This is a genomic window from Neobacillus sp. DZ-9, assembly GCF_059587065.1.
On record NZ_JCAIOL010000006.1, the window covers coordinates 216,081 to 225,388 of the forward strand.

Below are 9,308 nucleotides of genomic sequence, written 5' to 3' on the forward strand. Positions count from 1 at the left end.
TACTAAGCCATCCAACAACCACCTACATATCTATTACATGTAAAGTCCGCCATTAATATTAAGCTGCTGACCAGTAATATAGTCACCATCTTTACATAAAAAGGCAACACCGCGTGCTACTTCTTCCGGTTTTCCTAACCGTTTTTGTGGTACCTTTTCCACAATTCCAGCAAGCACTTTTTCAGGAATTGCTTGAACCATTTCGGTTCCGATAAATCCTGGGCAGATCGCATTAACTGTTACATTCGTTTTCGCTAGTTCGAGAGCTAGTGATTTTGTGTAGCCAATAAGGCCGGCTTTTGCTGCAGCATAGTTGGTCTGGCCAAAACCTCCAGCTTGCCCTATTATCGAGGAAATGTTGATGATGCGGCCTGCATCTGATTCAAGAAGGTACGGGAGGGAAGCAGATGTTGTGTTGTAAACACTATTTAAATTAACATCAATTACCCTTCTCCAATCCTCTGAACTTAGTTTTTTGAATGTGCTATCCCTCGTAATACCTGCATTGTTAATTAAAATATCTAATCGTCCAAAATGATCGATTGTTTGTTGTACGAGATAGGCTGCTTCCTCACAATTTGAAACATCCGCACGAACTGCATATGCTTCGCCACCGATTTCGTATATATCCGCGACCATTTTTTCAGCCAACTCTTCACGAGTCACATAATTAAGAACGACTTTCACACCATTTTTTGCCAGTTCCTTGGAAATTGCTGAACCAATTCCTCTGCTCCCACCTGTCACAATAGCTACTTTTCCCTTTAAATCTGTCATTATTTCTCACCCCAAATATTATTTTTTTGTATTTGAATTATTCTGTGGCTTTTAATAAAGAAATAATTTGATTAAGTTTTTTATCCAAGTTCTTCATTTCACGTTTTAAATCCGTTAATTCGTGTTGAAACGATACCAGATTTTCGTTGTTTTCCAGTTTCTCTTCGAGTAATTCTTCTAAACTATCAACTTTTGCATCGACATTAACAATCTGTGAGGACACGTTCGAAAGGTCCTTTCGAGATGGCACATTAACAAGTTCTAAATACTTTTCTGTTGTTTCATCCATCAATTTTTTAAATTGTAGATTCATGTCCAAAATTTGCCCTATACCCTGGGAAGGAAAAGACTCCATAATTTTTTCATCATAAAAATTACTGGTTTGATTATAAAGATCCTTCCAAACTTCAAATAAGTTAAAATCTCTGCTCATTTTTTTCCTCCTTGCAATTTTTCCGACGTTTTTATCGTACTATCATCCTTGAAACATTTAAAGAACAAACATTAAAAACATTCAAAAAATATTATTGCATTTTACGACATTTTTCTACCTTCTATGTAAATTACACCTATAGGATTTTTTTAAATATCCCGCAAAGTCAATAAAGGCAATGGTTTCACAGGTAGATTCTTCTTTCGATATATTTTCCTCTGTTCTAATTTTGTTATCTAATGAATAATATTTGTAGCAAATCGCGATTATATTATTGGGAAAATAGTTGCATATTCACAGGTATTCCGTCTTTTCTTTTTTCAACAATTGTCGACAAATCTATGTTTTTTGGTGGTCGTTATTGTTCACAAAATAGACAAAATTTCTGACTGCATTTTTTTCTCTTCATGAATTCTAGGTGATTGAAAGAAATTGAAAAAGAGGTGGAAATTTTGAGGTTTATAGAAAAAGTCGTTTTAATTACAGGCGGGGCACAAGGAATTGGAAAAGAAACGGCAAAAAAATTTCTAAAAGAAGGAGCGAGTGTTGTTATATGTGATTATGATGAATCTGCCGGCAAGGAAGCATTAGGAGAATTGAATGATGAAAAAGTAAATTTCTATAAAGTTAATGTAACAGAAAGCTCCCAGATTGAAGAAATGGTGCGATTAATTATTCAAAAGTACGGTAAAATTGACATTTTAATTAACAATGCCGGAATTACCCTTGATGGATTTCTCACAAAGATGGAGGATTCAGATTGGGAAAAAGTTATTTCTGTCAACTTATCGGGTGTTTTTAAATGCACAAAAGCTGTAGCCCCCATCATGGTAAAACAAGGGTCGGGTGTTATACTTAACGCTTCTTCAGTTGTCGGTATCTATGGAAACATTGGGCAAACAAATTATGCTGCTACAAAGGCCGGCGTAATCGGACTAACAAAAAGTTGGGGGAAGGAGTTTGGACCCAAAGGGATCAGAGTCAATGCAGTAGCACCTGGATTCATTGAAACAGGCATGACCGCTGCAGTCCCAGAAAAGGTACTAAATTTAATGAAAGAAAAAACTCCTCTAAAAAGGCTTGGTAAGCCAGAGGATATTGCAGCGGCCTACCTATTTTTAGCTTCAGACGATGCAAAGTATATTAACGGAACTGTTTTAAGTGTTGATGGAGGTTTGGTTATTTAGGTACGATAGGTTCTTTTAACTAAATAGAAACTATAAAAAAATAGTAGCACAAACCATGGGCTTTGTTTGTGCTACTATTTTTAGTATGTATGAAAACAAAACTGAAACCATCCAAAATTGGATGGTTTCAGTTTTGTTTATTTTTGCAATAAAACCTAGCTTAGCAAACTTCCCTTTAACCAGGCGCGGGGACGATAGGGTCCAACAGGGATTTTAATCAAGCTGGTTTTTCCTTTCGAATTGATCCTGTATAGTTCATCACATTGGTTCACATCGAAACCTAGCAATGGATGGCCCCCCATCCCTAAGGCACCCGACACCAAGAGCAGCCGCTGCACGAGAATGCCCGCCTCCATCTGTTGAATACGATATCCTCTATATCCTAACTTCTCTTTGTTGTAATCCTTGTCTCCAACGACATGCATACATAACGGAACTTGAAACAGATTCACATTGGGCATTGTTAATCCAAAATGTAAAAGTTGCCGGTAATCACCTTGATTAATTCTCCGAAGTGCATGAGTACTATTTTCATAGGAGTAGGTACCATTTGGAACGCCCTCGACGTTATAAAAACTGCCATACAATGAAAAACGAGTCTCTATCTGCCCTTCTGTTCCATCGAGGTCATTTTGATACGAGAAGGTAAATGTCTCTTTTAACAAAGTCGAAAGTTGTATTTGATTTACATTTCCCAAAACAAAATCGCTATCAAGTGAATGGCGCTCCCTGCAAATGGATGCAAAATCATAAAATAAGCGTTCTGTTAAGGGCAAAAATAACATCTCAGTACTTAAGGAAAGCTTTTCACTTTTATTTTTCATGATTTTCACAAATGACTCAGTCGTTTCCATCCTCGATGCCTCAGTAAGTTTTCTCAGCATCGGATAATCAAGGACTCTCTTTGATTTGTTATAATATACATGTTTCAACATGGGAATTTCCCTACATAATTCAGTCGCAGAAACAATGTCTCTTTTATTCCCATTGTCAACATAATGGGTAGGTTGATTTATGTCTAATGGAATAACCGCATATACACTTTCTTCCTTTTCAGATAATCCAAGTAAATGATTGATGGCCGAATCAAGAAATTGATAGCATACGCGAGAGGAAAACCCAATCTGATCGGCCACTTCCAACGTTTGCCCTATTAACACTCCTGCATCTAACCCTTGGAGCCTATAAGAAAAGTTATTGTATTTATAGTAATTCTTCCAAAACATTGTCGAGACAAAAACGGTGCAAAAACTGTTTGAAATATCATAACCGTTACCAAGACTTCTAGATAAGTAGGAATCGTAGTTTCCTTCTCGCAGCAAAACAAGGCGGTGATGTGCCGCATCGTAATGGTAAATTCCATTTGGAGCTCCCTCCAGATTTACATAAACATATAATTCACTCGGATACAACGCTCCTCCGGAGGGAACAAATCGCCTTTTTGACTGGGCAAACATTACATCATTTTCATCCGTTCCAACGTTTATTGCAGTTAGTGAATATTGTGTTAGGCCATATACATACCATAAGAAATGGCCAAGCTCCTCTAGACTTGGTTTTTGCTGGGAATCTCCTCGCTTGAGGGATAAAGGTCTTTCTGTGTTGAGAGGAATCACTGGTAAGCCGCGATACAGTTTATAGGGCAGGGGTCCATCTTCCCAGTCCACCTGCCAATCAGGCGGAAAGATTTTTTCCTGGTCAAAATGCAAATTGTGTAGAAATGCATCGAGCTCCAAACTTAAACCCCCTAGTCTTCAATTATGGAAATGGATGGGGATATGGATTTAGTTGTTGAAATGATAACGGTGTCTTCTTAAATCCTAGCTCCATCGGTACCTTGAGTACCCTCTCCAGCCCTTTCACACGGGTAAGGTGATGACCAAATGTCATTGGTAACATTCCTGGAATTAAAACCTTTACACAGAATAATCCGTTCCGTTCTGTAACTGGGGTTGTTTGATTAACCACAATGACTTCGAGGTTTAAGCGGCGGAATCTGTTTAAAATATCCAATAGATCATCCTTCAAATCAGAATTGGCCGGAGGCTGCTTGAATTCCTCAGCAAACGTACGTAATGGACGCTTATCATCTAATATAAAATCCAGCCGTTCTTCAGCTTCAGGAAGACCGTACAGTATACCATGGTCCTCCATCGTCCGTACTGCGAACGGATCTTGCAGCATATCTTTATATTTCTGTCGGTTTTTATCCAATTGTTCGTCATGTTTACCCATCATTCCTGCAAGCTCGTAAATCGTGCTTTTTACGGCCCTTACAGGATCAGGGTTCGCTCCGGCTGCACAAATCAGGTTTAGCCCCTTGGATTTTCTGTTTTTTGCTACTGCCCATACGCTTGGAATTCCATGCTCCATCGTCGAATTGTAAAAATGAAGGTCATATCCTGTCACTTCATGTACTCGGTCGACCATCAGCTGTAATTCCTTATCGTTGGCAGAATGAAGGTCAATGCGCGGAAGAGGAAGTTTGGCATACCAAGTTAACAAGAAGGAATCCCGCTCAATGACTTCCATGATCGCATGGAAAATCGCTTCCTCTAAACTCCCCCCTAAAGCACATCCGTTGGAGGTTTCATAAACGAAACATTCCCCATAACCCAAACTGTAATAGGCTAGTAACTCCGGTACCAAAATAGGTCGCTCTTGTAAGAACGAATAGCCCCAGACCCAATTCATCGGAGTATCAGGATGAAATGCTTTAAACGGAAAATGAGGCTTTTTATATTGTTCTTTGTCATGTAAACCTACGCTTGCTGGATTTAATGCTATTTTTTCTAAATTGTGATAGCTATCGCGAACGATCTTTCTTTTTCCTCGCGGCTCAATCCCGCAATATCGTTCCAACCCTTCCAAAATAGCAGTCAGCTCGCTCATTTCATAAGAATTAGACCTTCCCGCTACCCCCTCATCCCCTTCAAAAATCGGCATGTTTATTAATACATCCGCGAACGGCAGTGAGAAATCCTGCATTTTACCATTCATCACCCCACTGCGATAATCGAGGTAATCCTTGACGAGGAACGGTTTCAATTCCTCCATCGAACGTGTGCGATAACCCATACCATTTATTTTAGGACTGGATTCCAACTTGATTTGAGCCAATTCCGGTGTGTCATCAGGTAATGGACTGCAGATGGGGCATAATGGATCTGGCAAGAAAGGATGAATAGAGTTCGTTAACGTCCTCAGGTTCGTAATGAAAACTCTTTCTTCCAAATGGCTGGGTTCCCCTTGAAAAACCTTTTGTACTTCATTACATATCAACGCGGCGATTTGCGATAGACCCGTTCGTGATGCCCAAGCATCCCGCATCCCACCTTCTCCACTAACCCTGCTCATCTGAAATCCCCACATCTCACGGCGATCGGGTCCAGCTAATATGCGCCGAATATCAGCACAACGAGAACATCCTGGTCTATCGGGGCGTACGATTGGACCGATGATTCCCTCCCCAAAGGAAATAAATCCTCGAAGCCAGGGTATTCCTGTTTCCCTGAATCTTTCTTCCGCTTTGTTATGAACCAATGGATTCCAGGCATCGTTTAGGACAAGCGCGAATTCTGTGTCATCGGGGATTTCTTCTAATTGGCTTTGACGCTTAACGAGATAGCTGTCGGACAATCGATCAGAGACAAAATCCGCTAATAATCCCTGTCCCTCAATAAGAATTTGGGCAGCCATCAGGATTCCCCCTCTCGCACCTGTACACCATACACTCCTGCCAATTCTTGTTTTAAAAAAGGTTCGAACGCAAGATCATAAATGAATAGCCGTTTGTTCTTCCTGTTCAGCACCTGTAAAGAAGATTGCAATAACTCCAATTGTGTTATTTCTGCACATGAGGGGATATCGAGCTTAAATTTCTTTTCTTTCAGAAAAACAGCTGACTCCATTTCCCTCTCGGTTACATTCAAGTCGTTTTGCGCATCCAACAGCGCCTGCTGTATTGAATACCGTAATGCCAATGCCGTATTTAAACCTGCCCTTGTGTACCATCGGCCATTCGATCGTACCCCGATGACAGGGAATCCAAGAATATCCTCTTTCAAGCCGATAGTCGGTGCACCATTTAAGGTAGTCAAGGCTTTTAAATATAATCGGCACTGTTGATCTTCTATCGCTCCCAATGGAATTTGAAAAATCGTACTGTTATGGTTGGCCTTTCTTTGTCTCAATTCTTCATCAATATATGCCTGAAGACCTCGACAAACTGCCTCTTCGATTGTTTCTCCCGCACCTACGCCGATGAATCGATCGTGTATATTCACACTATTTTTCCGATCTGTGAATTCCTTGATCATTTGCGAGACATACATTTCTATACCTGTGAGTCCTGCTTCCCTTCTTGCTTCCTCATGGGTTAATCCAGAGCAGATAACCTCCGGCAGGAGAGTTGCCGGTCCTTCTGAAACTGGATTAACTGCTTGAACATAGCACTGTGATAGAGGAAGCTGTTTAAGGTCTCGTTCCTCCCAGATATGGAAAATACCTGTTTCTACAGAAGTTAATAGATTGAAATACTCCAAGAGGTTATGGTTTGGATCCTTTTCACTCCCTTCTTGCTCTAACCCTACATCGAGATCTTCCACTAGTCGAGGCGAAACATCATAATTCGCAACCAATGGATGGGGGATGAATGAAATCCAGTCTCCTTCCAGTGTTTCAAGATTAAGATTGTAAAATTGGGTACTCTGATTGGAGTCTGCAATTTCTGTAGCCTTTTTAAAAAATTCAAATACCATGACATGAGCAAGAATCGCTCCGGCTGTTCCGGAAAAAGGTTGCTGCTGTCGATCTACCTGCAAAAAAGATTGATGGATTCGGCGCCATGCTGATTCCCAGCATCCCTCTGATTCAGGATGAACCACTGGGCCAGCAAGCCCCACTTGGTCTAAGCAGATGGCCGGTACAAATACCTTCCGCTCCTCTTTGCACACCCTATTTAGCTCCCTAAGCTCTTTTTCATTTCCATCTTGAGAGATATATAGGATCCAATCATAGGGCTTTACTGCTTCTTGCCAAAAATTCCTGCCATCAGCTTGATATGGTATTTGTCCTACCATCACCTCGGAGTCATCCTTGCGGGCATTGCGAACGAGTTCATGAATTCGTGCCTCATTTGTAGGTACCGAATCCGTCATCATGAAATGGAATTTCGGAAGCCCAGATTCAAGTAGGGCATCAGCCAATGAAACCAAAAAGGATCCAGAACCAACAGCCAAAACTTTAGCCTGTCGGTATTGTTGAAAACGGTACGGACCGGAATCTACAAAACTCTCGATAAATTCAATTTGTGAAGCGTACTTTTCGAGAATGTTGCTATTTAATTGGTGGGGATGATCTTGGCTTACATCTCGAACAAAACCATTCTTGTACAATGTTTCTCCAATCTCATATACTCTGGTACGATATGGGGGTGTTAATCCTTCTGTTAAGTGTTCTAATGATTGCTCCCCGTTGAACATTGGCATCAGTTTTTCAATCCATTGATAGATGGTACCGCCTTCCAAACGGAATGAACTTTGATTATTTCTAAAATACACACCACCTTGTGGATCAGGTAAATAAAAGGTATCTCTTTTCACCTTTAGACGTGAATATGTGTTTAGTTCTGTCATTCAGCTCCTCCTCAGTTCAAATTATTCTTAGATATGCACTATTAGTTTATGTACTTTTATTTGTCCAATATGAGTAATAAAGCAACTTGACGATTGGCAAGCACCTATCGGAGAAGTCGGACTCGTAGTTCGCTAAAAATCATAGGCACACGAATCTTTCCTTGGTGTCCTTTTGCCTGTAAAAAGCAGCTACTTTCCTATCGGTAAAAAAGAAATGCCCCTGCTGCAGGGGCATTTCTTTCCAATAGATTTTTTTAAATGAAACCGAAACAGCTAAAACCAATACCAAAACAGCTAAAACCAATACCAAAACAGCTAAAGCCGAAGCAACTACCAAAACCGAAGCAACTACCAAAGCCACCACAACGGCCAAATCCACCGCAACGACCAAAGCCACCACAACGGCCAAATCCACCGCACATCATGCCACCGCAACGACCAAAGCCACCACACATCATGCCGCCGCCGCAACGACCACAGCCACCACAACGCCTGTCGTCAAAAACTTGAGTTTGAAAATCCATAGGAACTAACTGACCCACTTGGTAAGGATCCATCCCTAACGATTGAAGATCATTTTGGAAATTCTGCATTTTTTCCTCCCCTTTGTTATTTATAATCAGGTTATCCACCTGTAAAGAGAGTTGAATTTTTTTAATGAACCCATGTAGGCTCCTTCTCGTACTCTCATAAACAAATTATGATTCTCTTTAGGTCGTTGTTACTGATGTAAAAGCCTATTTCATTAGGGGAAATGTTTCTTTATTACAGCGAGCACTGATCGTTATAAAATCTTCTTTATTAAATTTTCAAAAATATAAAGGACTGGTTGATTTGTTATTTTAATTAACTAAAAATCAGCACTTGTCCACTCCATTTTAATAATCTGACATATATTATTATTGCCACCGCCAAAAGGCATAGATATTTATCTCCAAAGAGACGTTTGCATGTAATGCAGACGTCTCTTTACTTTTAAAGAATACACTGATTTTTTTTGTCACTATGATGTTTGTCCAATCGCTTCTTCTCTTAAAAAATATATATATATGGAAAAGGATTTCTCTATAGAAAACCAAAGGGTGGTGATAAATATGTTTGGATGCGGATGCGGCGGTTTTGGCTACGGAGGTTTTGGCTACGGAGGCTTCGGCTTAGGCAGCACCTTTGTTTTAATCGTAGTATTGTTCATACTTCTTATCATTGTTGGAACGTCCTTCATCTAATAAATGGTACAGGGTAAGATGTTTGGATATGAAAAAGGCTCCAGTTAAG

General features: G+C 40.2%; 8 protein-coding genes. 2 read left to right on the forward strand and 6 right to left on the reverse strand.

The genetic code is table 11. The features are described from left to right. Positions 1 to 33: 33 nt before the first annotated feature. Both phbB and AC59HZ_RS18585 read right to left on the reverse strand, forming a co-directional pair. Entirely contained in the window at positions 34 to 777 is a 744-nt protein-coding gene (gene phbB, locus AC59HZ_RS18580) for an acetoacetyl-CoA reductase (protein ID WP_496547280.1), read from the reverse strand. A gap of 37 nt (positions 778 to 814) precedes the next feature. Then, positions 815 to 1,210, reverse strand: coding sequence for a hypothetical protein (locus tag AC59HZ_RS18585; protein ID WP_496547281.1), 396 nt, complete (start codon positions 1,208 to 1,210; stop codon positions 815 to 817). A gap of 452 nt (positions 1,211 to 1,662) precedes the next feature. Between AC59HZ_RS18585 and fabG the strand changes: the two genes are divergently transcribed. Then, positions 1,663 to 2,397 (forward strand): 3-oxoacyl-[acyl-carrier-protein] reductase, encoded by a 735-nt coding sequence (fabG, locus tag AC59HZ_RS18590; RefSeq protein ID WP_496547282.1) that lies wholly within the window; start codon positions 1,663 to 1,665, stop codon positions 2,395 to 2,397. 155 nt (positions 2,398 to 2,552) lie between these two features. Here the strand turns inward: fabG and AC59HZ_RS18595 are convergent, their stop codons facing one another. The 4 genes from AC59HZ_RS18595 to AC59HZ_RS18610 form a co-directional block, all read right to left on the reverse strand. Then, positions 2,553 to 4,133, reverse strand: a complete 1,581-nt coding sequence (locus tag AC59HZ_RS18595) for a SagB family peptide dehydrogenase (RefSeq protein ID WP_496547283.1) — start codon at positions 4,131 to 4,133, stop codon at positions 2,553 to 2,555. A 22-nt stretch (positions 4,134 to 4,155) separates the two neighbouring features. Continuing rightward, complete coding sequence (locus AC59HZ_RS18600) at positions 4,156 to 6,096, reverse strand: TOMM precursor leader peptide-binding protein (RefSeq protein ID WP_496547284.1); 1,941 nt, start codon at positions 6,094 to 6,096, stop codon at positions 4,156 to 4,158. After that, positions 6,096 to 8,033 carry a putative thiazole-containing bacteriocin maturation protein gene (locus AC59HZ_RS18605; RefSeq protein ID WP_496547285.1) on the reverse strand — a complete coding sequence of 646 codons (1,938 nt, stop codon included), beginning with the start codon at positions 8,031 to 8,033 and terminating at the stop codon, positions 6,096 to 6,098. Before AC59HZ_RS18605 ends, AC59HZ_RS18600 begins: the two co-directional genes overlap by 1 nt. 254 nt (positions 8,034 to 8,287) lie before the next feature. Further along, positions 8,288 to 8,626, reverse strand: a complete 339-nt coding sequence (locus tag AC59HZ_RS18610; protein WP_496547286.1) for a heterocycloanthracin/sonorensin family bacteriocin — start codon at positions 8,624 to 8,626, stop codon at positions 8,288 to 8,290. 501 nt (positions 8,627 to 9,127) lie between these two features. Here AC59HZ_RS18610 and AC59HZ_RS18615 point away from each other — a divergent pair. Beyond that, positions 9,128 to 9,259, forward strand: a complete 132-nt coding sequence (locus AC59HZ_RS18615; protein WP_496547287.1) for a YjcZ family sporulation protein — start codon at positions 9,128 to 9,130, stop codon at positions 9,257 to 9,259. Positions 9,260 to 9,308: the final 49 nt, after the last annotated feature.

Excerpts from the sequence above, each read along its gene's own strand:
- AC59HZ_RS18585 (WP_496547281.1), bottom strand. The coding sequence starts at position 1,210 with ATGAGCAGAGATTTTAACTTATTTGAAGTTTGGAAGGATCTTTATAAT.
- phbB (WP_496547280.1), bottom strand. The coding sequence starts at position 777 with ATGACAGATTTAAAGGGAAAAGTAGCTATTGTGACAGGTGGGAGCAGA.
- AC59HZ_RS18605 (WP_496547285.1), bottom strand. The coding sequence starts at position 8,033 with ATGACAGAACTAAACACATATTCACGTCTAAAGGTGAAAAGAGATACC.
- AC59HZ_RS18610 (WP_496547286.1), bottom strand. The coding sequence starts at position 8,626 with ATGCAGAATTTCCAAAATGATCTTCAATCGTTAGGGATGGATCCTTAC.
- AC59HZ_RS18615 (WP_496547287.1), top strand. The coding sequence starts at position 9,128 with ATGTTTGGATGCGGATGCGGCGGTTTTGGCTACGGAGGTTTTGGCTAC.
- AC59HZ_RS18600 (WP_496547284.1), bottom strand. The coding sequence starts at position 6,096 with ATGGCTGCCCAAATTCTTATTGAGGGACAGGGATTATTAGCGGATTTT.